The 23,768-nt window shown below is 35.9% G+C and carries 19 protein-coding genes; 4 read left to right on the top strand and 15 right to left on the bottom strand.

Going from position 1 to position 23,768, the window contains the following annotated elements; translation table 11 throughout:
- Positions 1–18: 18 nt before the first annotated feature.
- Both HW347_RS07375 and HW347_RS07370 read right to left on the bottom strand, forming a co-directional pair.
- A complete protein-coding gene (locus HW347_RS07375) occupies positions 19–534 on the bottom strand; it encodes a DUF2892 domain-containing protein (protein WP_214611246.1) in 516 nt (171 codons plus the stop codon).
- Positions 535–539: 5 nt separating this feature from the next.
- Complete coding sequence (locus HW347_RS07370; protein ID WP_214611245.1) at positions 540–1,445, bottom strand: DUF6263 family protein; 906 nt, start codon at positions 1,443–1,445, stop codon at positions 540–542.
- A gap of 185 nt (positions 1,446–1,630) precedes the next feature.
- Here HW347_RS07370 and rpmH point away from each other — a divergent pair, with 185 nt between their 5' ends.
- Both rpmH and carB read left to right on the top strand, forming a co-directional pair.
- Positions 1,631–1,798: a 50S ribosomal protein L34 gene (gene rpmH / locus HW347_RS07365; RefSeq protein ID WP_072991142.1), complete on the top strand. Its 168-nt coding sequence runs from the start codon at positions 1,631–1,633 to the stop codon at positions 1,796–1,798.
- A gap of 119 nt (positions 1,799–1,917) precedes the next feature.
- Positions 1,918–4,773 carry a carbamoyl-phosphate synthase large subunit gene (gene carB / locus HW347_RS07360; protein WP_214611244.1) on the top strand — a complete coding sequence of 952 codons (2,856 nt, stop codon included), beginning with the start codon at positions 1,918–1,920 and terminating at the stop codon, positions 4,771–4,773.
- Positions 4,774–4,852: 79 nt separating this feature from the next.
- Here carB and HW347_RS07355 read toward each other — a convergent pair whose 3' ends face one another.
- From HW347_RS07355 to gndA, 6 genes are all read right to left on the bottom strand, one after another.
- Positions 4,853–8,041, bottom strand: coding sequence for a ligand-binding sensor domain-containing protein (locus HW347_RS07355; RefSeq protein ID WP_225901845.1), 3,189 nt, complete (start codon positions 8,039–8,041; stop codon positions 4,853–4,855).
- Between the two features lie 413 nt (positions 8,042–8,454).
- Entirely contained in the window at positions 8,455–10,080 is a 1,626-nt protein-coding gene (locus HW347_RS07350) for a long-chain fatty acid--CoA ligase (RefSeq protein ID WP_214611242.1), read from the bottom strand.
- 87 nt (positions 10,081–10,167) lie between these two features.
- The gene (locus HW347_RS07345) at positions 10,168–10,518 is read right to left on the bottom strand and encodes a ribose-5-phosphate isomerase (RefSeq protein WP_214611241.1); all 351 of its coding nucleotides are present in this window, start codon (positions 10,516–10,518) and stop codon (positions 10,168–10,170) included.
- Positions 10,519–10,533: 15 nt separating this feature from the next.
- On the bottom strand, positions 10,534–12,762 hold the full coding sequence (locus tag HW347_RS07340; protein WP_214611240.1) for a tetratricopeptide repeat-containing hybrid sensor histidine kinase/response regulator: 2,229 nt from the start codon (positions 12,760–12,762) through the stop codon (positions 10,534–10,536).
- Positions 12,763–12,907: 145 nt separating this feature from the next.
- Positions 12,908–13,507: a DUF3124 domain-containing protein gene (locus HW347_RS07335; protein WP_214611239.1), complete on the bottom strand. Its 600-nt coding sequence runs from the start codon at positions 13,505–13,507 to the stop codon at positions 12,908–12,910.
- A gap of 9 nt (positions 13,508–13,516) precedes the next feature.
- On the bottom strand, positions 13,517–14,929 hold the full coding sequence (gene gndA, locus HW347_RS07330; RefSeq protein WP_155595816.1) for an NADP-dependent phosphogluconate dehydrogenase: 1,413 nt from the start codon (positions 14,927–14,929) through the stop codon (positions 13,517–13,519).
- 172 nt (positions 14,930–15,101) lie between these two features.
- Here gndA and zwf point away from each other — a divergent pair, with 172 nt between their 5' ends.
- Positions 15,102–16,634 carry a glucose-6-phosphate dehydrogenase gene (gene zwf, locus HW347_RS07325; RefSeq protein WP_214611238.1) on the top strand — a complete coding sequence of 511 codons (1,533 nt, stop codon included), beginning with the start codon at positions 15,102–15,104 and terminating at the stop codon, positions 16,632–16,634.
- 55 nt (positions 16,635–16,689) lie between these two features.
- Complete coding sequence (pgl, locus tag HW347_RS07320; RefSeq protein ID WP_214611237.1) at positions 16,690–17,415, top strand: 6-phosphogluconolactonase; 726 nt, start codon at positions 16,690–16,692, stop codon at positions 17,413–17,415.
- Here the strand turns inward: pgl and HW347_RS07315 are convergent.
- The 7 genes from HW347_RS07315 to HW347_RS07285 form a co-directional block, all read right to left on the bottom strand.
- Positions 17,396–17,941, bottom strand: a complete 546-nt coding sequence (locus tag HW347_RS07315; RefSeq protein ID WP_155595819.1) for an acyl-CoA thioesterase — start codon at positions 17,939–17,941, stop codon at positions 17,396–17,398. The two genes, pgl and HW347_RS07315, sit on opposite strands and share 20 nt — an antisense overlap.
- Positions 17,941–18,306: a 6-phosphogluconate dehydrogenase gene (locus tag HW347_RS07310; protein WP_155595820.1), complete on the bottom strand. Its 366-nt coding sequence runs from the start codon at positions 18,304–18,306 to the stop codon at positions 17,941–17,943. Before HW347_RS07310 ends, HW347_RS07315 begins: the two co-directional genes overlap by 1 nt.
- Entirely contained in the window at positions 18,303–19,652 is a 1,350-nt protein-coding gene (rmuC, locus tag HW347_RS07305; RefSeq protein ID WP_214611236.1) for a DNA recombination protein RmuC, read from the bottom strand. The genes HW347_RS07310 and rmuC overlap by 4 nt, the downstream gene beginning before the upstream one ends.
- 65 nt (positions 19,653–19,717) lie before the next feature.
- A complete protein-coding gene (locus HW347_RS07300) occupies positions 19,718–20,419 on the bottom strand; it encodes an ABC transporter ATP-binding protein (RefSeq protein WP_317195309.1) in 702 nt (233 codons plus the stop codon).
- Positions 20,420–20,512: 93 nt separating this feature from the next.
- The gene (locus tag HW347_RS07295; RefSeq protein ID WP_214611235.1) at positions 20,513–21,385 is read right to left on the bottom strand and encodes a 3-keto-disaccharide hydrolase; all 873 of its coding nucleotides are present in this window, start codon (positions 21,383–21,385) and stop codon (positions 20,513–20,515) included.
- Positions 21,386–21,524: 139 nt separating this feature from the next.
- Complete coding sequence (locus tag HW347_RS07290; RefSeq protein WP_214611234.1) at positions 21,525–22,556, bottom strand: FecCD family ABC transporter permease; 1,032 nt, start codon at positions 22,554–22,556, stop codon at positions 21,525–21,527.
- Positions 22,557–23,705 carry an ABC transporter substrate-binding protein gene (locus HW347_RS07285; RefSeq protein WP_225901844.1) on the bottom strand — a complete coding sequence of 383 codons (1,149 nt, stop codon included), beginning with the start codon at positions 23,703–23,705 and terminating at the stop codon, positions 22,557–22,559.
- Positions 23,706–23,768 lie beyond the last annotated feature (63 nt).

The raw sequence follows: 23,768 nt of genomic DNA, 5'->3' as shown, positions 1-23,768 counted from the left end.
TTAAATAAATACAGTCAGTTAGATTTTCTTCATCTGCTGTTGCATCATTTTTATCTGATCAGTAAGCATATTGCTTTTGTCTAACTTTTTAGCTTCTCTCAAAAGAGTTGTAGCTTCTCTTTTTCTTCTTTTCTGCATAGCAATACCTGCAAGACTTAATTTAGCCATAGCTATATCATAATCCATTGTAAGGCCTAACTTCAATGCTTTTTTGAAATACTTTTCGGCCTGTGTTAAGTTCTTTTGAGAAAGTATAATACCGTGTAGGTAGTTAAAGTACCCTTGTTGCTTTGTAACTAATGCAGCTTCTGGGTTTTTAATTTTATCAAGCCACTTTTGAGTTCCTTCTAAATCTTGCTTTCTCATGCGTAGAAAAGCTAATAGAATTATCTCGTTTCTGAAATAAAGAAATATAAAGATTGAAGATAAAAGAATCAAAGCAATTCCGTTGCCTATATTTCCTTCTATAAATTGATATATGGCGTATGCTATGATAAGTCCTGCTATGACTATTTTAAGATTTTTGTTGAACATGTGTATTAATTATTGATCGGTTCGTTTAAATTAGGAATGAGTTCGTATGATGTAAAAGACGCTATAGTTGTGGGTATTTCTTGGTCCTGCATTTGAGTCATGCTAGATGATCCTTTAGAAGTGCCTTCAACGGTCATTTTCTTTATAAAGCCTGTTATGGCATTAGTAGTAATATTTGTTTTCTGAGTTCCTTTAAGATGCATTGCTGTTGCAGCTTCGGTAACATTCATTATAACATCTGCTGTTCCTATTAAATTTACAGTGTCAGCAGAAATTGCTTTTAGGGTCCAAGTGTTATTGGCTTGCAATTTGCCCAAATATTGATTTTTCCAAGTATCCTCTAATTTTACTTTTTTAGAAGGATAAATGAAGGTCATTTGCTTGTAACTGTTAGAAAGCGCCTCCGACCCAAATTCTTTTTCCAAAGATTTTTTCATCATATTCAAAGAAAATTGGTCTTCAAGACCAGATGCTTCGGCCATTTTAGCTACAAGATTGTCGCCACCTTTTACTTCAATAATATCACCTGTTTTAGATAGAATAATGTTTACAGGATGGTTTAGAAGGCTATGGAAAATTTGCGACTGCATATTGCTTTCGTCCACTTCTTTAGCATGCACATCCATTAATTCTCCTTGTATGCTAGAAGACATATTTAAATTAAGATCTTTAAATTTTAAAGCTATCTTATATGTGGTATCTCTTACTTCTAGTACCTTGAACTCTAGAATACCATTAATTTTATTGGTTAGAATATGAGAGGCCCCATCCAGTTCTTGTGTAATGGTTTGCTCGGCGTTTTGCTTTACGGTGAAGACGGCGTTTTTCTCTAATTTGTACTCAAGTTGTGTCTGGGCTAAAGAAACGGTACTTGAAAGAACAATAAAAATAATGCCCAAAAAGTTTCTCATATATTGAATCTGTTGCTATAATCCGATTTTGGCAAAAGTAATAAAAACCTATCTCTAGGCGGCAGGCATTCAATAAAAATATTTTTACAAATGTATTTGGCAAAGCCAAAAGTCTTTGTATATTTGCGCCCAGTTTTAGCGAGCGGTTTCGCTATCTCTTATCACACAAAGAAAAGGATAATACAATGCCCGGACAGAAAAGAACATATCAGCCTTCAAAGAGAAAAAGAAGAAATAAACATGGATTTAGGGAGCGTATGGCATCCGTAAACGGAAGAAAAGTTTTAGCTCGTAGAAGAGCTAAAGGTAGAAAAAAACTTTCTGTATCCTCTGAACCGAGACATAAGAAATAATGATTTTATTTTTTAAGAAATATATAGGTGTTACTTTTTATAAGTAACACCTTTTTTTATGTCAGATTTGTATTGATATTTGTAACAAATTATAGCCAAAGTTTTAAAGAATACAACTAATGCCAAAAAGAAAAGATTTAAAATCCATACTACTGATCGGTTCCGGTCCCATTGTTATAGGTCAAGCTTGTGAATTTGATTACGCAGGTTCACAGTCATTACGTTCATTACGTGAAGACGGTATTGAGACTATACTAATAAATAGTAATCCGGCAACAATTATGACGGACCCATCAATGGCTGATCATGTGTATTTAAAACCGTTGACTACCAAGTCAATAATTGAAATACTAAAAGAACATCCTCAAATTGATGCAGTGCTACCAACTATGGGTGGCCAGACGGCTCTTAATCTATGTATTGAGGCAGATGAAAAGGGAATTTGGAAAGATTTTGGAGTAGATCTTATAGGTGTTGATATTGATGCGATAAACATTACAGAAGATCGTGAGCAATTCCGTGAGTTAATGCTTAAAATTGGTGTTGGCATGGCACCACAGGCAACGGCAACATCATTCTTGAAAGGAAAAGAAATAGCTCAGGAATTTGGCTTTCCATTAGTAATAAGAGCATCATATACTTTAGGAGGTGCAGGAGCTGCTATAGTATACAAACCAGAAGATTTTGATGAGTTATTAAGTCGTGGATTAGAAATTTCTCCTATTCATGAAGTAATGATCGATAAAGCCTTATTGGGCTGGAAAGAATATGAGTTAGAGTTATTGCGTGATGATAATGATAACGTAGTTATTATTTGTGCAATAGAAAATATGGATCCGATGGGTATTCATACAGGAGATTCTATAACTGTTGCACCAGCAATGACCCTGTCAGATAGAACGTACCAAAAAATGCGTGATATGGCAATTCATATGATGCGTAGTATTGGTGATTTTGCCGGAGGATGTAATGTGCAGTTCGCAGTTAGTCCTGATGATGAAGAAGATATTATTGCAATTGAGATTAACCCAAGGGTTTCTCGTTCTTCTGCTTTAGCTTCAAAAGCAACCGGGTATCCTATTGCCAAGATTGCAACTAAATTAGCTATCGGGTATCATTTAAATGAATTAGACAATCAAATTACAAAATCTACTTCTGCTTTATTTGAACCGACTTTAGATTATGTAATTGTAAAAATACCACGTTGGAACTTTGATAAATTTGAAGGTTCTGACCGTACTTTAGGACTTCAGATGAAATCTGTTGGAGAAGTAATGGGTATTGGACGTTCGTTCCAAGAGGCATTACACAAAGCAACTCAATCTCTAGAAATAAAAAGAAACGGATTAGGTGCGGATGGTAAAAGTTATACCAATTACGACCAAATCATTCAAAAATTGACCATCCCAAGTTGGGATAGAGTATTTGTAATCTATGATGCTATTCAATTGGGTATTCCGTTGTCAAGAATTCATGAGATTACAAAAATTGATATGTGGTTCTTGAAACAATATGAAGAACTTCATTTATTAGAAAAAGAAATCTCTACATATACTATTGCAACGCTTACCAAAGATTTAATGTTGGAAGCTAAGCAAAAAGGTTTTGCAGATAGACAGATAGCTCACATGCTAGATTGCTATGAGAGCGAAGTGCATAAGAAACGTACGGAAGAAATGAACATTAATAGGGTCTACAAATTGGTAGATACCTGTGCAGCCGAGTTTAAGGCGATGACTCCATACTACTATTCTACTTTTGAAGCAGAAATAGAAAAGCCAGATGGAACCCGTTATGTAGAGAATGATAGTATTGTTACAGACCGTAAGAAGATTGTAGTTCTTGGTTCTGGTCCCAACAGGATCGGACAGGGAATTGAATTTGATTACTGTTGTGTACATGGCGTATTGGCGGCAGCGGAATGTGGTTATGAAACTATCATGATCAATTGTAACCCTGAAACGGTTTCAACTGATTTTGATACAGCAGACAAACTTTATTTTGAGCCTGTTTTTTGGGAGCATATTTACGATATTATCCGTCACGAAAAGCCAGAAGGTGTTATTGTACAGTTAGGTGGGCAGACAGCTTTAAAATTAGCTGAAAAACTATCTAAATACGGAATCAAAATTATAGGTACCAGCTTTGAAGCATTAGATTTAGCTGAAGACAGAGGTAGTTTCTCTGAAATGCTGAAAGAAAATAATATTCCTTTTCCTCAATACGGTATTGCGGAAACAGCAGATGAGGCTTTAGCGCTTGCAGACCAATTAGACTTTCCTTTATTAGTAAGACCATCCTATGTACTAGGAGGGCAGGGAATGAAGATTGTAATTAATAAGGAAGAGCTAGAATCGCATGTAGTAGACCTTCTAAGAAAAATCCCCAATAACAAATTACTTTTAGACCATTATTTGGATGGAGCTATTGAGGCAGAAGCCGATGCAATTTGTGATGGCGAAGATGTGTACATTATTGGTATAATGGAGCATATTGAGCCTTGTGGGATTCACTCAGGAGATTCTAATGCAACCTTGCCACCGTTTAACCTTGGTGAGTTTGTTATGCAGCAGATAAAAGATCATACAAAGAAAATTGCTTTAGCATTGAATACAGTTGGTTTGATCAATATTCAGTTTGCTATAAAAGACGATATGGTCTATATCATTGAAGCTAACCCAAGAGCCTCTAGAACGGTACCGTTTATTGCTAAGGCTTATAAAGAGCCTTACGTGAACTACGCTACAAAGGTAATGTTAGGTGAAAAGAAAGTGAAGGACTTTAATTTCAATCCGCAATTGGAAGGTTTTGCGATTAAGCAACCAGTTTTCTCTTTTAATAAATTCCCTAATGTAAATAAGAACTTAGGTCCTGAAATGAAAAGTACGGGAGAGAGTATTCTCTTTATTGATAGTTTAAAAGACGATCAGTTCTATGAGCTTTACGGCCGCAGAAAAATGTACTTAAGTAAGTAGTAGATACTATTTTTAAACATAAAAAAAGCTTGAGCATATTGCTCAAGCTTTTTTTATATCAATAGTTTTTCTTTGCAGACTAATTGTCATCGGTTTTTTCAGGAACTATATCATTATCGATCATATTTTTTATCTGCTGACCTACAACGTTTGGCAGGATTACACTAAAAGTAGTTCCTTTTCCTTTTCCCTCAGATTCTGCATAGATAATGCCATCGTGGGACTCAACAATTTGCTTAATCATATAAAGGCCAAGCCCCGTACCATTTACGTCAGCGTGAAATCGCTCAAAAGGGGAGAAGAGCTTTTTTAAAGATTTTTCATCCATTCCAGAACCGTTATCTGAAACAGAGAACTGTATTTTTTCTCCGGTTTCTTCTGCTCTAATATGAACTACAGGTTGTTTTTGGTCGCCCATATACTTTATGGCGTTATCTAGAAGATTTCCAAAGACTTGTATAATTCTATTTCTGTCGCCATAAATATTTGGTAGGTTTTCTTCAACTATGAGTTTTACTTTAGATACTTTTAATTTTCCTTTAACCAAAGTGGTTGATAGTGATACAATTTCATTAGTATCGAGCACTTCATTTTTGTTCTCAATTTTACCAATTTTCGCAATTTTGGTAATATCGGCAATAAGGTTATTCATAGTATCACATGAAATATTAATCATTTCTAGGTACTGTTCTAATTCAGGGAAATCTTTCATCACAAACTCCATAGGAATTAGGCTTGCAATACCTTTTATACCACTTAACGGACTTTTAAGGTCGTGAGAAACTGCAAAAGTAAAACGCTGAATTTCTTGATTTTTCGTGGTTAATTCATCTGCTACTTTTTCTAGTTCTTTCTTTTGTAGTTGTAATTCTTGAGTACGTTCACCTATCTCTTTTTCCAGTGTTAATTGATACTTTTTTATGTTTCTAACCCGGAGAAATAAGACTAAATAAATAGCAGAAATTAACAAAGCTATCATGAGTACGCGAAACCACCAGGTTTTCCAAAAAGGAGGGGTAATTGTAATGTGTAAGTCAGTTTCATTGCTATTCCATATACCATCAGAATTACTAGATTTTATTCGAAGTGTATACTTACCTGGTTCTAAACTGGTATAAGTAGCGTTGTTTTTGTGACCAACATAATTCCAATTCGTTTCAAAACCATCCAAGAAATAAGCGTAGTTTACTTTATCTGGATGACGAAAAGTTAAAGCATTGAACTCAAAATCCACCACAGTATTATCATACGATAGGGTAATGGAATCTACTTGCGCGATGTGCTTTTTTAATATTTTAGATTCATCGTCTGCATAAATAGGTTTGTTGAATATTTTTAGACTGGTAATACTTACAATAGGTTTATCCTCCCTTTTTTTAATGTCCTTTGCTTGAAATAAATTGAAGCCATTACTACCACCAAAAATTAATTCGTTGTTTTTGGTCTTATAGAAAGAATTTGTATTGAATTCGCTGCCTTGTAAACCATCATTAATATAGTAATGTATAGATGCTGTGCTTTTAGGGTTGTATTGCGTAATTCCAGAACCGGTGCTAAGCCATAGCAAATGGTTAGTGTCTTCTATAATTCCTTTAACAGCGTCATTTTTTAATTCTTCATTGTGTGGGATCGATTGAAAGGAATCTGTTGTGGAATTATATTTATTTAAACCGGCTTGTGTACCCACCCATAAGTTACCCTCCGTATCTTCTACAATTGCATTAATGAAGTCGTTACTTAAGATTTGTTCCTTCTCAAGGCTGTTATAACTTGTGTATTGCCACTCCTCGTTTTTTTCAACAAGTTTAAATAGTCCGGAAATTTGGGTTCCAACCCAAATATTTCCATTTTTATCTTCGGTTAAAGTTGTGATGGTAGAGACCTTAGTGTTATTGATATTGTTTTTAAGGTCTATGTTTTTATGAGTTTCGGTTTCAGGATTATAGAATTGTAATCCACCGTGAAAAGTTGCAATCCATATGCGCCCTTTACTATCCATCATTAGATTGAATACGTTATTTGATAGTAAAAAGGAATTTTCTTTGGTTAATACCTCATAGTTTTTATCCTTGATATTAAAGATGGTAATTCCTTTGCCCCAAGACCCCAACCATAGTTGGTCGTTTTTATCTTGTAGCATACTAAGGACGACATTGGTATTAAGATTTTTATTATCTAAACTGTATTTGACAAAAGAATTAGTAGTTCTATCCCAATAATTTAGTCCACCGCCATCGGTTCCAATCCAAAGGTGGTCATTAGTATCATTTCTATCCTGAATGAAGGAGTTTATGTTATTGTTATTTAAAGACTGAGAATTAAAAGGTTCATTTTTTACATGCTTAAATTTATGATATATGGGATCGTAGAAGCTTAGACCTTTTTTATATGGACCAAGCCACATAATTCCTTTATTATTATATATAGACCATATAGAGTTACTAGAAATCGATTCTATATTTTTACTATCATACTTTAAATTTGATAATTGTTTGGTGCTTTTTGAGTAGATATAAAGTCCATCATTTTCACTGCCTATCCAATAATCACCATTTGCGGCAATTGATAATGATAGTATGGGGTAGCCACTACTTATGCTTGTTCTTTCTATGTTTATAGAATTATCATTTTTGATTTTTAATTCGATTAGCTCACCATTGTGTAAGCCAATTAAAAACTGAGATGAGCTTTGTTGTATTACACTTCGTATTCTATGATTTTCATGAAGTTTTGATAAGACTTGTAATTCACTATTTAATATCCATATGTCGTTATCAATTATGACTAAAGTTCTTTCATTATCTAATTTAGCAATTTTCACAAAAAAGTTATCTTGTGCAGGTGTTCCGTGATATTTAAATTCTTTGGTTTCGCCTGTGGTAATATGATACCTGAAGATGCTAGTGGTGGTTCCTAACCAAAGGAAATCTGAAGATTTAACAACAGAATAGAAATGTTCTAAAGCTAGTTTTTCGCCCTCGCCAATGAAGGGGTAGGACTTTAGGATATCCATTTCTCGGTTATAGATGTTTAAACCTTGAACCGTACCTATATATAGTTGTCTATTATTGTCTTCGTAAATATCCTCTATATAGCCATTGGTTAGCCCTGTCTTGGTATCTTGAGCCTGCTCATATATTTGAAAGTTTTTACCATCGTATTTATTGAGTCCATTTCTGGTGCCAATCCATAAGTAACCATAGCTATCCTCATATATTACGTTAGCAGAGCTTTGAGATAAACCACCCGGTAAGTGTTGAAAAGACAAAGGGTTTTGATTTTGCTGCGCAAAAGCAAGCTTACAACATAGCAGTAGTAAAGACGACCATAACACTAGTGTAGCTGATTGCTTGGGTGAAATCATAATAACTGGATAGACTTATTTAAAGTAGGTTAACTCTTACAATTTATGAATGATTACCGTATGATATAAATTTTTGTTGCCTAATAAGGCTATGTTGTGGTAAAAAACTGGTTTATAGAAGAGTAGATATTCTATATTCTCAACATTTATATAAAAAGGAATAACTAATACTTACATTTTAAAGGCTATACATTGGTGTTAAACCGCATAAAATGGAGGTGTTTTTACAAAAAAAAAGCTGAAAATCTAGAATAGATGTTCAGCTGTATTTACTGTAAATAATAGATGTGTTTAATTCAATTGATCACGATTTTCTTTTATAACTCGCCTTGTGCATAAAGTCTTCTAATTTCTTTTTTATCAAATTTACCTACGCTGGTACGGGGAACTTGATTAACAAAAACATAGTTATCAGGTATTTGGTAATTTGCAAAATCTCGAGATAAAAATTCTTTAAAATTGGCATCTAAGACCACTTCATCTTCATCCGTCAGAACAATTACCGCTAATGGTCTTTCGGCCCATTTTTCGTCTGGTATGGCTATTACGGCTGCTTCTTTAACCTTTGGGTGAGACATCAATGCAGATTCTAAGGCAACGCTAGATATCCATTCGCCTCCACTTTTGATTAAATCTTTTGTTCGGTCTGTAATATGCATATAGCCATCGCTATCCACCGTGCTTACATCACCTGTTCTAAACCACCCGTCATCCGTAAAATTATCCCTATTATTTGTTTTAAAATAGGACTTAATAACCCAAGCTCCTTTAACCTGTAGTTCACCCATGGTTTTTCCGTCACGCTCCGCTACCTTGCCGTTATTGTCAACAACGCGCATTTCAATGCCAGGAAATTCAATACCTTGTTTGGCACGTATTTTTATTTTTTCTTCTGTACTTAGTTTTTCATGATGGGGCTGCAAGCGGCTTACGGTACCCAAAGGGGAAGTCTCTGTCATTCCCCATGCTTGTACGCCCTTAATACCGAAATCGTCGTCCATGCCTTTAATGAGACTCGCGGTGAGTGCAGAGCCTCCAACTAGATACTCTTGTAATGCTAATTTTGGTCTTGGCGGATTCTTTTTCATTGCTTCGTAAACTCCCATCCAAATAGTGGGCACACCATTGGCTTTTGTGATTTTTTCTTCTTGCAAAATGGAGATAATAGCTTCTGGCTGTAGATTAGAAGATGGTAATACCATATCGGAACCGGTTATAAGACATAAATAAGGATATCCCCAAGCCATAACATGAAACTGTGGAACTATGAGCAACACAATGTCCGAATTATCATAATTGGCTGCATTTGGGGTAGAAATAGTCAGTGCATGCAAGTATGTGGATCTGTGCGTATAAAGTACACCCTTTGGTAAACCAGTTGTGCCACTAGTATAACACATACCGCAAGCGTCATTCTCACTTAAGGTTGGCCATTCAAACTCTTCTGATTCACCTTCTAACAAGTCTTCATAATGAAGCACGTTCAAAAGCGTAGTGCTGAATTTTTCCGGGGCATTCATAATAACGTAGTGCTCCACAGTTTCTAGCTGACCCGCAATTTTTTCTAATAAAGGAACAAGTGAGGCATCTACAAAAATTACTTTGTCCTCAGAATGATTTATGATGAATTCAGTTTGATGAGATGAGAGCCTGATATTTATGGTATGACAAATTGCCCCAACACTTGGTATTCCATAATAAAGTTCTACATGTTGGTAATGGTTCCAAGCAAAAGTGCCGATCATATCACCTTTAGTGACCCCTAGTTTATGGGTAAGTACATTTGCTAGCTGCTTGCATCTTTTGTGAAGGTCGCCAAATGTATATTCATGCCTGGAACCGTTGGGTAGGTGACTAATTATTTTTTTATGCTTGAATGCACTATTTCCGTATTCAAGAATTGTCGTTGTGGTGAGAGGGTAATCCATTATCAATCCTTCCATAAGCTGTAGTTGAAGTATTTAATCGTTGAGACATACTTCTCTAAAGTTACTAATTTTTGATATGTAATGGAAAAGGGAAGGAGGTACTTAGTTAAACCAGACAGCGTACCGTTTTCGGCGAAGTTCCAGAGCTAAGATTTCTTCCATTTTTAAGGCTGCAGCTCTAGTGGTCAATGGTTTAATATGATTGTAAAGACTGGGGCGTAAATAAGACCCGTATTTTTTTACAATGTTAGAAGATAGGTTGTGTCCCTTTTTGTTTCTGTACCCTGTTTTATGCTGTTCAAAACGTTCTTTTGGGGTTTTGCTGGTCATGCCAACATACACACATTCTAAAACACCGTTAAACTGAGGATTTGCTTCGCGAAAACGCCTGTTTTCTGTGAATACTTTTTTGGAAAGCTCTATGACGTAGATACGGTATTCAGTTTTGGCCATTTTAAAATAGATTTTTTAGTGTGATAAATCCATTTCTTCCTTGGGAAGGTATTTGAAAATGGTATTCAAGAACTCAGGAATATTGTAAGGCTTATGTATGATATCGTTGATGCCCGAATTGAGTATTTCTTCTCTTCCTTCATCTAATTCAACGGCGGTCAAAGCTATTATAGGAATATTTTTATCAAACTTACGAATCATTATTGAGGCTTCCATTCCGTTTATATTCGGCATGTTAATATCCATCAATATTAAATCATAATTATTGGCTTTACTCATAGCTACGGCTTGAGCTCCATCATCTGCCAAACTAGATTTAATGTTTCGTCTTTCTAAAGTCTTTTGAGTTACTTTTTGATTTATTCTATTGTCATCTACAATAAGTACGTGAGCTAAATTTCCGTTTTTAGGCTCATCAGAGGTATTGTGAATACCATTTATAACTGGTATTTCTGTGTTTTGTTCGGTTTGTTTTTTAAGCGTTAGTTGAAAGCAGAATTTAGCCCCTTTATTGGGTTCGCTGGTTAGTTTAATTTCACTTTCATAAAGTGCCAAAATCTTTTTTACAATAGTGAGTCCTAGTCCTGTACCTGTATAATTGTGGTTTTTGTTTTCAATCTGGGTAAACTCGTTAAAAATTTCCTTTTGCATATGCAGAGGAATACCAACGCCATCATCCTTTACGATAAATTTTATTTTGCAGGTGGTGCTATCAGCGGGTTCTACTAAAATAAGCTTTAGCCAAATGTTTCCGTTCTCGGTAAATTTAATGGCATTACCCATCAGATTTATAAGTATTTGAGAAAACCGTATAGGGTCGCCAACAAGATTATTAGGTATGTTTTTATCTATATGTAAGTGCAGCTTATTACTGTTTTCATGTAGCGAAAATTCAAAAGAACGAACAATGTTTTGGATGAGTACATCTAGTTCATAAGGAATTTTGGATAAGGTAATGGCCTCTGCATCCATCTTACTTAGTAGCAACACATCATTAATGAGGGCAAGTAAATAATCTGCCGAAAATTTTAAAGAACTAAGGTCATCTGCATAGGCCTTTAAATTTTCATCTTCTTTTAGTAACGTAGAGATACCAATAACCCCGTACAATGGAGTTCGTAGTTCATGACTTACGGTAGAAAGAAACTTAGTTTTTACCTTAGAAAGCTTCTCTGCTTTTTCATTGGCTATACTAAGTTGCTTATTTTTTGCTTTAAGATTATTAATGTAAATCTTTCTTGTCTTATAAAAAACAATGATGCCAAATAGGGCTAGAACAAGAATAACAATAGCAACAACAAGAAGAGTGGTAAGCGACTTTGACTTAGAAATAAGCTCTTCGGAATAGGCGTGTTCTTTTAAAGCGGATTGTAAGTCTTTTTGTGTCTGCTCTAAATCGAATTTTGCCCTAGCCTTTTCCGTTTCCTCTAACTTCTTTAAGGTATACGCCTTTTGCTTGAATTGATTGTATTTGTCTAGATTGGCAAATGCTTTTCTATAATCATCAGTTTCACTGTATAGCTTAGATAAATCTTCATAGGCTTCAATAGCTAAATCTGTATTTTCATTTTTATCGGCAGTAAGTGCAATGTTTTCAAGCTTTTGAGCAGCGGAATCATATTTTTTCTTTGCTAAGTAATACTTGCCATACAAAAGGTCTATATATAATTTGTCAAGAGAGTCTACATTTTTAGTAGAAAGTGCTTCTGCTTTTTGAAGAAAGGTATATGCCTTATCTATTTGGTTGTTATCTAAGTATGTCCAGATAAGGTTAACATAGGTTAAATAAACCTCGTCATAGTCTTTGTTCTTTTCATTTAGACTTATACTTTCTTTAAAGAACTTAATTGCTTTTGGATATGTCTGCTTATTATCGGAGTAAAGAATACCTAAGTTAAGTGCTCCCCATGCCACTAGGCTATCTGCTTGAGTGGTTCTTGCTAGTTCTAGAGCTTTTTCAGAATAAATCCTTCCTTTTATAGTATCCTCGGTTTCAGAATAAATTCCACCTAAAATATCGTATCCTAAAAACTCGTAGTAATCGTAGTTGTATTCATGCCCTTTTTCTATAAGTGTAGAGGCATATTTTATAGCGTCTTTGTAATTGTATTGTTCGTAAGCTTCATTGGATTTGTTGACATACGACTCCAAGGTGTCTCTTTGCCATTCTGTAGTATTCTGAGCCTGTACATTGGTTAAATGGGAAAGAAAAAATACGAATACAAGTGCTCTTAATATACTCATAAGAATATTTGGGCCAGTATAAAATTGTGGGTATGACCTTTTTGGCTAGCTAATATAGGAATTTACTTCGCAATAGACTGCGAAGTAGGCAATTCATTGATAAATGGCACCTCTATAACTATGCTCTAGTTACGTTTTAATAAGATTATGGTGCTTCTACGTCAATTCCTTCAGTAGTAAAAGAAAAGGCTTGAGCACCTAGCCCGCCAACCATTACAGCTTGGAACAAAGGGTTAATAGGGCGTTTAGAGTACCAATCAATTATAAAATTAGCTCCACTACCACCAGAAGTATCTTGCTGCTCAATAACGTAATCTATAGATTCCATAGGCCGAAGGTAGATTGCTTGGTCTAAATAACTTCTCACCAAATCACCACCTGTATTGTAATAATCTATGGTCGTAATAAAGAGACTGTCTTTTAAGCTCGTATTTCTTATACTTAAAGTTGCAGTCAATAATGTTCTAGAATCCCTGGTTTGGTTATAAATATCAGAGTATATGGGTACGTATACCTGTTTGGTAAGAGGGTCAACCGTAGAACGGTCAACCCTTCTATTTAAAGTATGTTCGTCAAGAACCTTTACCGGCTTTTCCTCGGTTGGTCGCTTGCATGAAGTAACTAGAATAATAAGTACAAGAGCGCTGGCTATTGCCCAAATAGGTTTTTCAATAAAAAAGCTTCTATTGCTGTATTTGTTCATTGCCTTTAACGTTCTGTCCTCATTAAATTTTGATACTTCCAAACTATTTGTCTATTCCCATTCTGTATGAAAAATACCTTCTTTATCCAATCTCTCGTAAGTGTGCGAACCAAAGAAATCTCTTTGTGCTTGAATTAAGTTCAATGGCAATCTGCTAGAGGTATATGCATCAAAATAAGTAAGAGAGTTTGAAATTCCAGGTAAAGGAATACCATTTGCAGCTGCATGTGCCACTAGCTTTCTAGTAGAACCTACCGTACTCTTCACTTTATCAATAAAATGACTAGAAAGTAAAAGGTTTGGTAAATCTTTATCAGCTTCAAAAGCCTCAGAAATATCAGCTAATAAGCCAGCTCTAATAATACAGCCTGCACGCCAGATTTTTGCAATTGTTGTAATATCTAGGTTGTAGTTGTATTCTTTGGATGCGTCCGCCAATTGATGAAGTCCTTGAGCATAGGTGATAATGAAAGAGAAGTAAAGTGCTTCTTCGGCCATTTTTTCCAATTCTTTTTTATCTAATTTCTCAATTTCTGGACGGTCGTATAACTTATCGGCTTCTATTCTTTCGTCTTTAAGACCTGATATCTCACGCATGCTAACGGCAATATCAATAGAAGGAACAGGAATACCTAAATCCATTGCGTTTTGGCTAGTCCATTTTCCAGTACCTTTTTGTTTTGCTTTGTCTAAAATTTGATCTACTAAATGCCCTTTGTCTAAACCAAGTTCATCTTTTTGCTCAAGAATTTTAGAAGTAATTTCAACTAAAAAAGACTGTAAACGACCTGCGTTCCATTTAGAAAAGGTATCGTGCATTTCTTCATTAGAAAAATCACCAGCTTTTTTAAGCAAATCATAAACTTCAGAAGTAAGTTGCATTAATCCGTACTCAATACCATTGTGAACCATTTTTACATAGTTACCAGATGATTTTGGACCTAAGTAAGCTACACAAGGTTCCCCTTTATATTTTGCCGAAACCGCTTCAAAAATAGGTTTGATGTGTTGGTAAGCAGATTTTGAACCTCCAGGCATGATACTTGGTCCTAAGCGAGCACCTTTAGCACCACCGGAAACACCTGCTCCAAAGAAGTTGATAGCCTTGTCATGTAGATAAGCTTCACGACGGTCAGTATCCGTAAAGAATGAATTACCACCATCTATAATAATGTCTCCTCGATCAATATGCGGTAATAGGCTTTCAATTACGGCATCCACAATCTTACCTGCGGGAACCAAAAGCATAATTTTTCTAGGTTGTTTTAGCGCCTGAACAAATGTTTTAATATTTGTAGCGGCATTTACCTTGGCTTCGTGACCACCTTCTTCTTTTAAAGCGGCTACTTTTTCAGGGTCTAAATCATATCCGTAGGCAGAAAAACCATTATCGGCTACATTTAATATAAAGTTACGCCCCATAACTCCAAGGCCAACTAATCCAAAATCATATTTTTCTTCCATCTTCTAATTTTAAAATTACATGGACGACCATAAAAGTGATATTATTGGTCGATACAATCAAAATTAAACGAAATTATTGAAATGTAAGATTATCTTAGGGTAAACTCGTTGGTATTACTGCATCTTTTCGATACTTTTAACCTTTCAAATAGTATATGGATACCATCTCATTATGAATAAAACAGAAAATCAGATTCTTGTGATATTTGGCGCATCTGGCGACCTAACTGCAAGAAAACTTGTACCCGCACTTTTTAATCTTCATCAGGCAGATCAACTTCCTGATAATTTTATAGTTCTAGGGGCAAGTAGAAGTGATATGACAGATAGTGCTTTTAGAAAAAAAGTGGTGTCAGAGAGTACATACTTAAAAGGTAAGCTAGAAGGCCTATCGGATGAGGGTATAAAAAACTTTGCAAATAAATTCTTTTATGAAGATTTAGGTGGAAGTTACGATACGGATTATAGCCGTCTGCGTAAAAGAGTAGAGGACCTAAAGAATAAATACCAGACTTCTGGTAACATTATATATTACCTTTCCACGCCTCCTACATTGTACGAGACAATAGCTCATAACTTGGCGGAAGCCGGTATGAATACCCAAAACAACGGGTGGAAAAGATTAATTGTTGAAAAACCTTTTGGTTATAGTCTAGATACGGCTAAACAGCTGAATACTGGTCTTCAGAAGTTTTTTAAAGAAGATCAAATCTATAGAATAGATCATTATTTGGGTAAAGAAACGGTGCAGAATCTTCTGATCACACGTTTTGCCAATAGTATTTTTGAGCCCCTATGGAATCGTAATTATATTCACCATGTAGAAATTACCAATGCAGAAAGTGTTGGTGTTGAGAAAAGAGGTGGTTATTATGATACATCCGGAGCTCTAAGAGATATGTTCCAAAACCATTTGCTACAGATAGTTTCATTAATTGTTATGGAGCCACCTATTAGTGATGCTCCAGAAGATATCCGAAACGAAAAAGTAAAGGCGCTTAAATCCCTTAGGGTAATGAAAACCGATAAAGAGCTTTTCGATAACACCATTAGAGCTCAGTACACCAAATCTGTAATTGATGGTCAGGAAGTAAAAGGGTATCGCGAAGAAGAGGGAGTAAATAAAGATTCTACTACAGAAACGTTTGCTGCCATTAAGTTTTTTGTTGATAACTGGCGGTGGAAAGATACACCGTTCTACGTGCGTACTGCCAAGAGAATGCCAACAAAGGCTACAGAAGTAGTTATACACTTTAAAACACCACATCACCAGATTTTTCAGGAATCAGGATTGGATAGTAAGGATAACAAGTTGGTTATCCGTATTCAGCCAGATGAAGGTATATTATTGAAATTTGGAGTAAAAGTACCTGGTCAAGGATTTAAAGTGGAGCGAGCTAATTTAGATTTTTACTATTCTAGTTTAGCAGAGACTCATGTTATGGATGCATACGAACGTTTATTGTTAGATGCTATGCAAGGTGATGCTACGTTATATGCTAGAGCAGATGAAGTTGAAGCTGCTTGGGAATTTGTAGATCCTATATTAAAGTATTGGTCTAGTGGTAAGGATGTTAGAATGTACGGGTACGCCGCAGGTGTATGGGGTCCTGAAAATTCTCATGAATTAATAGAAGGTATTGGTGAGTGGAGAAATCCTGGACCAAACTTAACGGACGACCCTGGTTTTTGTGTCATTTGTTAATTATTGCTTTGGGTGATGTTCCTAGAGCAGCCTTTTATACAATTTAAAATAGACTATGGAATTAAAGATATATCAAGATAAGAACGAAGTTGCTCAAGAGTTTTCAAAGTATTTTGCTGAGAAAGCAAAAGGAGACGAGCCCTTTCATGTGGCACTTTCTGGAGGAAGTACACCAAAAATAGTTTTTGATGTTCTTGCAAAGGAATTTGGCACGAGTATAGACTGGAAGCTAGTTCATTTCTATTGGGGAGATGAACGTTGTGTACTTCCTACTGATGATGAAAGCAATTATAAAATGACAGTAGAACACCTATTGTCAAAAATTGAAATTCCAGAAGAGAATATCCATAGAATTAAGGGAGAGAATGATCCAGAGGAAGAAGCTGTTCGTTATGCCCAAGTGCTAAAAGATGAGCTTCCTGGAAAAAATGGTTTTCCACAGTTTGATTTGGTGATTTTAGGCATGGGAGACGATGGTCATACCGCATCTATTTTTCCATATGAAATGGAACTATGGAAATCTGTAAACCTTTGTGAGGTAGCCGCTCATCCGGACTCAGGTCAAAAAAGAATTACAATAACGGGTAACCTTATCAATCATTCTAAAACCGTTGCTTTTCTTGTTACAGGAGCTAGCAAGGAAGAAAAGGTTGGGGAAATTCTAAATTGTGATGGTGCGTGTGATACTTACCCCGCTAATTTAGTAGCCCCAACATTGGGTGATTTAGTTTGGTTTTTAGATAAGGCCGCAGCTGCTAAAATCAGGGAAGGTCAAGTTTAACGTTTTCACCGTTTAGACTTTCTAAATGCAATTCTGATTTAAATTGAGTAGAGTCGAACTCGGTGTCTCTGGAGAAAGCTTCTTCTTTTCGTTTCTTACTTCTGGCAAAACGCCTAACACCTTGTTCGTTGTCTAAAAGTAGACCAGGTATTGGTACGCCTCTGCCATCTTCATCTTTTGCCACCATGGTAAAATATGATGAGTTGCAGTGGCGCTTTGTACCAGACTTAATGTCTTGAGATTCAACACGAACACCAACTACCATAGATGTTCTTCCTGTGTAGTTTATAGAAGCGCGAAGCGTTAATAACTCGCCTACTTCTACGGGATGTAAAAAATCTACTCGGTTTACAGAAGCAGTTACACAATACATTTGCGAATGTTTTGAGGCGCATGCAAAAGCAATCTGGTCCATGAGGCTAAGAATATGTCCTCCATGAACCTTTCCGCCAAAATTAGAGTGGGAGGGCAGCATGAGTTCTGTAATTGATACCCTAGATTCGTTAGCGGTTTTAAATTTTTCCATTAGTTCTTAAAATGAGGTGAATTTTCTTGCTCTACTTTGGTTACAAAATATTTACTATCGCCTAGCCAAAGAAAAGTGGCAAAGCGCTCTACATAGTGTAATTTTACATACTGACCTTGGTGTTCCTGTAATTGTTCAATTACTTCTTTATCCTTATCTAAAACGGAAAAAGAAAAGATTTGAGCTCCAGAAATCCCCTGGCTTATTTCGCCTTCCCAAGTTTTTATAATTACTCCTTTATGGCTTATTTTAATGAGCTCGCCAGTCCTTATGCCATCACTATAGGTTACAAAATAAATAAATGCGTAAACAATTCCAAAGAGGGCTACAATAATCCCCAAGGTTACAAAAAGCGACTTTTTCATGATTTTAGTTTTAGTTCGCTTTCAAAATGATCATCTTGAGCGCGTTTTAATATTGGTTCTGGGATTGATTTTTTAGCTTTTGCTCCCATTATTTTTAATTTCTCTATACTTACTACAATGTTTCCGCGGCCTTCAACAAGCTTGTTCATAGCTCCCTTGTATTCGGATTTGGCCTCGTCCATTTTCTTGCCAACCTTGGTAAGGTCGTTTACAAAACCTTCAAATTTGTCATAAAGGGCACCTGCCTGTCTAGCAATTTCCAAAGCATTACGTTGTTGTTTTTCGTTATTCCACATACTATCTATAGTACGTAATGTAGCTAATAGGGTAGATGGGGTAACGATAATGATATTTTGTTCAAAAGCTTTGTTATACAGGTTATTATCGTTGTTTATGGCAATGGCAAAAGCAGGTTCTATAGGAACGAACATCAGGACAAAATCCGGACTTTCCATAGCATAAAGGTCTTCGTACTTTTTTGCTGAAAGTTGGTCTACGTGCCTTTTGAGTGAATTGATGTGGTCTTTCAGGAATTTATCGCGAAGATTATCATCTTCTGCATTTACGAAACGTTCATAATCGGTAAGGGATACTTTTGAATCCACAACCATCTTTTTGCCGTCAGGAAGGTGTATAACCACATCAGGAAGTACTCTAGAACCATCTTCTCTAGTAAAACTTTGTTGAACCGTATATTCACGGTCTTTTTCTAACCCCGATTTTTCAAGTACGCGTTCCAATACCAGTTCTCCCCAGTTTCCTTGCATTTTACTATCGCCTTTTAAAGCTTTGGTAAGATTTTCGGCCTCTTGGGTAATCTTTAGGTTTTGGCTCTGAAGGTTTAAAAGTTGCTCTTTTAAAGCGGAATGAATGCTAATATTTTCTTTCTGGCTTTCTTCGACCTTTTTTTCAAAAAGCTGTATTTTATCATTTAAAGGAGATAAAATATCTTTAATATTCTTCTCGTTACGTTCAGTGAACTTTAAGCTTTTTTCCTCTAAAATTTTATTGGCAAGGTTCTCAAATTCTTTGGTGAATTTTTCTTGCAGCTTTTCTACTTCTTCTTTTTGTTCTGTATTTTTAAGTTGAAGATTTTCTAAATCTGCTTGATACCGAACAATCTGGTTTCCCATTTGTTCCTTTTCTGCCTGTAGATTTATTTTAAGTACATCGCTATCTCGTAATCGCTGCTCTAATACGCCAAGGTTAGTGTTTAATTGCTGCTCACGTTCTTCAAGGGCACTATTTGTAGACTTCGTTTTTAAGTTCTGAATATAGTTCCCTAAGAAGTACCCCAAGGCAAGGCATACAACTCCAATTAATAAATATACGAGGTAAATATTCATTTATAAGGTAAAGTGTTTGGGGTAAAGATACAAGATTGGCTTTAAATCCAAACACTACTCTTATGTTACTTTGTAATCCGAAAAGAACCTGTTTTAGGGTCGAACGAGACGGTATCCGAAGGAAATAACGACTCAAAGGCTTTTTGTTCAATTAACTCACAAGGTTGTCCAAAATAATTGTTTTTACCATCTAGTAAAACCATTTTATCGCATAGCTGAATAGCCATTTCAATCTCGTGAGTAGTAAAGACTACTGTTTTTTGTGTGGTATGGGCAATAGAGCGCAGAAGCTTTAAAATCTGAATTTTATGATAAAGGTCTAAGTGAGTGGTAGGCTCATCTAGAAGTATAATGGAGGTGTCTTGTGCAAAAGCACGAGCAACCATCACACGCTGTAATTGACCATCACTTAACTCGTAGCATTTCTTATGCTGCAACTCATCTAGTTCTAATGAACTGATTGCATCTTTGATTTTTTGCTTGTCCGTATCTGTGAGCGTACCTAACCAGTTGGTGTAGGGTTGCCTGCCCAATGCCACCAATTCCAAGACAGATAAGTTTTTAGAAGCAATAGGCTCCGTTAATACCATGCTTATTTCTGCCGATAATTCTAATGGAGCATAAGAAACAATAGGTTTGCCCTTAACAGCAAGACATCCCCCTAAATCTGGTTGCGCATTGCCTAAAGTCCGCAACAAGGTAGATTTTCCAATACCATTAATACCTACTATAGCGGTAAGTTCACCAGGAGCTAAAGCAAAATTTATATTTTCTGCAATAGCTTTTTTGCCATACCCAATAGAGAGATTAGCAGCGGTAAGTGTATTATGTTTTGTGTGAAGGGCGACGGCGATTTCTATTTAAAGTTGTTTTTTAATGTTTTTAGGTAATTTACTGATATTCTTTATTTTTATATTCTTGTAATATACTTCACAAGCTTCAGATTGAAACTGAATTTTCCCTTTTGTTAGGGACGTTGCAACATCCTCATTATACTCTTTTGCATTTTCCAGAACCATAACCACTTTACCGTTTACAATATGGTAGGCCTTATCTTTAATGCAGATAAGCTCAACGCGAGTCCATTCGCCATGCGGATTTTCAAAATTAGCCATTCTTCTGCAACGACCATCACCACCAGTTTTAAATGTGCGCATTTCTCCTTTTGGATCGTAGAACCAAAATTCTTTACCGTCTTCACTTCGTTTAGTTGCCTTAATGTCCATACTGACGCCTGCTAAAGGAAAGAAGTCGCCACAATCTGTTTCTTGTATTTGCATTTCTGGGGCACGCATCCAAACATTCCAAAATTGGCCGTGCGGTTCTTGAGCATGATAAAGTACGCCACTATCTCTTTTGTCCTTTAGGCGTGGTTCAAATTTTTTAGTACCCCATTTAATATCAAAAACCAAATGATAGTTATCGTATTCTTTTTTAGTGCTTAATCCACCATAAATTTCACCACTAACGTTTAAAACAATTTCACCATTTTCTTGAGTAGTAGAGAAAACATTTAATGGGTCGTTATTCAGGCCGATTGGAGTTCCATGCATTCCATCTCCTTTTTCATAACCTTCTAATTCTAACGAGGTATGAGGAACGCCTATGAAAACATCCCAGTTAGTTAAGTCTTTATCTAAAAGATTTACCCAATCTTTATCATTATTCTGAGCATTTAAGCTGCTAGCCACACTTATTAGAAGAAGGAAAAGGTAAGTTAATTTGGTTCTCATATTGGATCTGATTTGTGAATGGAAAAATGATGAAAGATTTTAATCTTATGTACAGGTAAAACTATTGAATTACAATTGTGACAAGTATAACATATGGTCTAATGTGTATAAATTAAAGTTTTTTGAAACGAAGGTTTTATCAAAATACCATCTTTCTTTTTCTTACCAATAGCCATATAACTACAGGAGCTCCTAAAATACTTGTAATAGCATTTATAGGAAGTACTTCTGCGCTGCTAGGCAATTGTGCAATGGTATCGCATATAAGCATGAGAATAGCACCATATACCAGAACTGCGGGTACTAAAACGCGGTGTTCTGTAGTATTAAATATTTGACGGGTTAAATGTGGTACAGCCAAGCCAATGAAAGCGATAGGACCGGCAAAAGCAGTAACACCACCAGCCAGAAGACCGGTAGCTATTATGATGAGATAACGTGAGCGGACTAAATTTACACCTAGACTTTTGGCGTAGTTTTCACCAAGGAGCAAAGCATTTAAAGGTTTTATTGATAATATACCTAGAACTATTCCAATAATTAAAATAACAAATAATAACCCTAGTTGATGCCAAGATAAATTCCCAACACTACCAAAGGACCAGTATACGAACTGCTGCAGTTTTTGTGCATCGGTAAAATAAGAGAGAACACTAACGATTGCTGCGCTAATGCTTCCGAACATAAGGCCAATAATTAAAAGCGCCATGGTGTCTTTTACTTTTGATGCTACAGTTATAACAGCCAATAGAACTAGAAAGCTACCAATACTGGAGACAATAGCTAGCGACACATCTGTTACAAGACTGAACCCAAATAAGGAAGAAAGGGTTGCTGAACCCATAATTAAAAAAGCAGCTCCCAAACTTGCCCCGGAACTTATACCCAATACAAAAGGTCCCGCAAGTGGGTTTCTAAATAAGGTTTGCATTAAGAGTCCGCTTAAGGATAGTCCTGCACCTACCAATATAGCTGTGAAAGCTTTAGGCACTCTGTAGTTCCAGATAATGTAATCCCAAGCTGTATTATCCAAAGTTCCTCCAAAAACGGAATGCAGGGTTTCTGAAAATGGAATAGAAACTGAACCCAAAGAAATATTAATGCCCAAAGCAATTACTAGAACAGTAAGCAGAAGAACAAAAGAAGAGCGATATGTTTTAGGGGTTTGCAACTATTCTAAAGGCTTAAAAAAGTAAAGTTCGTGATCAGGTAACAATTCAGGATGAAAAATATGAATGAGATCTTTTAAAACAATATCCGGACGCATTGGTGCTAATTCGTAATAGAGTAAACCACCTGTAGCGCCTTTTGCTAGCGTATTGGAAAAAACCATTTTATTTTTGTAGGCATCAAATTGCGTATAATGCTTATTGGATTCTTCCATATCTTCATACGAGGTAAGCATAGAAGGGTTGAGCCAATAATCTGCATGTTGTGCTGTAGCAAGAACAGTCTCAAGACTTTGACCAATACCTCCGGTTTCCGGTGTGTCTTTCCATAGATAATCGGTTTTGGCATCCTTAAGAAATTGCGCCATCCAGCTTTTTCCTCCAGCAACATGCCAAACATCTTTATAAAGTCCACCAGTAAGTACCGTTGGTTTTTTAGTGACATTTTTTACAATTGCCTTCGTTTGCAAATATGATTTTTCTATCGACTTAAAAACACTATCAGCTTTAGTTTCAAGACCGAAAAAAGGGGCAAAAAATTTAATCCACTCCGCCTTTCCTAAAGGAGATTCTTCTGTCCAATCGCCATTATAAACAAGGGGAATATTAGAGCGAATTACGGTTTCGTATGCCTTGTTTTGGTTGTTCATTCCAAACCCAACTACAACATCTGGTCTTAGGCTAATAGTAATCTCCGTATTTAAAGTTTCATTATTACCTAATTCTTTAATCTCTCCATTATCAATTAGTTTACGGGTGTTTTCGGAAGAGATTAGTTCAGTTTTAGGAAAGCCTACTAACTTATCAATAACACCTAGAGCTTCAAGAGAAGGGATGTGGGTCGTAGAGGTTACAATTAAACGTTCTACAGGGGTGGTAATAATAGCATCGTAATCATCTTTGTTGAGAGTCATCGATGCCATTTTATCTTTTGGAATCAGTGCGTATTTAAAAGAAGTATTGGCTCCTGGCCAAGCAGATGAAACTTCAATTATGGTAAGTCCGTTGTTTGATTTTTCAATTGTAAAACCCTTTGCATGGCTTATTTCAATTTCAGCTGCAGGTGTATTCGGTAAAGAAAAATCAGTTTTTTTATCGGTCTTACAAGCGATAAAAAGGCAAAACATTAAGATTAAAATGCTGTTTTTCAATGTATTCGGTTTGTAGTTGTTACTTGGAGTATGCTTTGTTACGGTGCTAAAGGTAATGTGTTT

The sequence above is a fragment of the Zobellia barbeyronii genome, assembly GCF_018603515.1.
GTDB classification, from domain to species: domain Bacteria; phylum Bacteroidota; class Bacteroidia; order Flavobacteriales; family Flavobacteriaceae; genus Zobellia; species Zobellia barbeyronii.
Note: the sequence above shows the minus strand (reverse complement) of the source record. Positions and strands in the feature narration are given on the sequence as shown.

Bases quoted from the DNA above. Each gene is read 5' to 3' on its own strand.
- HW347_RS07375 (WP_214611246.1), bottom strand. From the start codon at position 534: ATGTTCAACAAAAATCTTAAAATAGTCATAGCAGGACTTATCATAGCA.
- HW347_RS07370 (WP_214611245.1), bottom strand. From the start codon at position 1,445: ATGAGAAACTTTTTGGGCATTATTTTTATTGTTCTTTCAAGTACCGTT.
- rpmH (WP_072991142.1), top strand. From the start codon at position 1,631: ATGCCCGGACAGAAAAGAACATATCAGCCTTCAAAGAGAAAAAGAAGA.
- carB (WP_214611244.1), top strand. From the start codon at position 1,918: ATGCCAAAAAGAAAAGATTTAAAATCCATACTACTGATCGGTTCCGGT.
- HW347_RS07350 (WP_214611242.1), bottom strand. From the start codon at position 10,080: ATGGAAGGATTGATAATGGATTACCCTCTCACCACAACGACAATTCTT.
- HW347_RS07345 (WP_214611241.1), bottom strand. From the start codon at position 10,518: ATGGCCAAAACTGAATACCGTATCTACGTCATAGAGCTTTCCAAAAAA.
- HW347_RS07340 (WP_214611240.1), bottom strand. From the start codon at position 12,762: ATGAGTATATTAAGAGCACTTGTATTCGTATTTTTTCTTTCCCATTTA.
- gndA (WP_155595816.1), bottom strand. From the start codon at position 14,929: ATGGAAGAAAAATATGATTTTGGATTAGTTGGCCTTGGAGTTATGGGG.
- zwf (WP_214611238.1), top strand. From the start codon at position 15,102: ATGAATAAAACAGAAAATCAGATTCTTGTGATATTTGGCGCATCTGGC.
- pgl (WP_214611237.1), top strand. From the start codon at position 16,690: ATGGAATTAAAGATATATCAAGATAAGAACGAAGTTGCTCAAGAGTTT.
- HW347_RS07315 (WP_155595819.1), bottom strand. From the start codon at position 17,941: ATGGAAAAATTTAAAACCGCTAACGAATCTAGGGTATCAATTACAGAA.
- HW347_RS07310 (WP_155595820.1), bottom strand. From the start codon at position 18,306: ATGAAAAAGTCGCTTTTTGTAACCTTGGGGATTATTGTAGCCCTCTTT.
- rmuC (WP_214611236.1), bottom strand. From the start codon at position 19,652: ATGAATATTTACCTCGTATATTTATTAATTGGAGTTGTATGCCTTGCC.
- HW347_RS07295 (WP_214611235.1), bottom strand. From the start codon at position 21,385: ATGAGAACCAAATTAACTTACCTTTTCCTTCTTCTAATAAGTGTGGCT.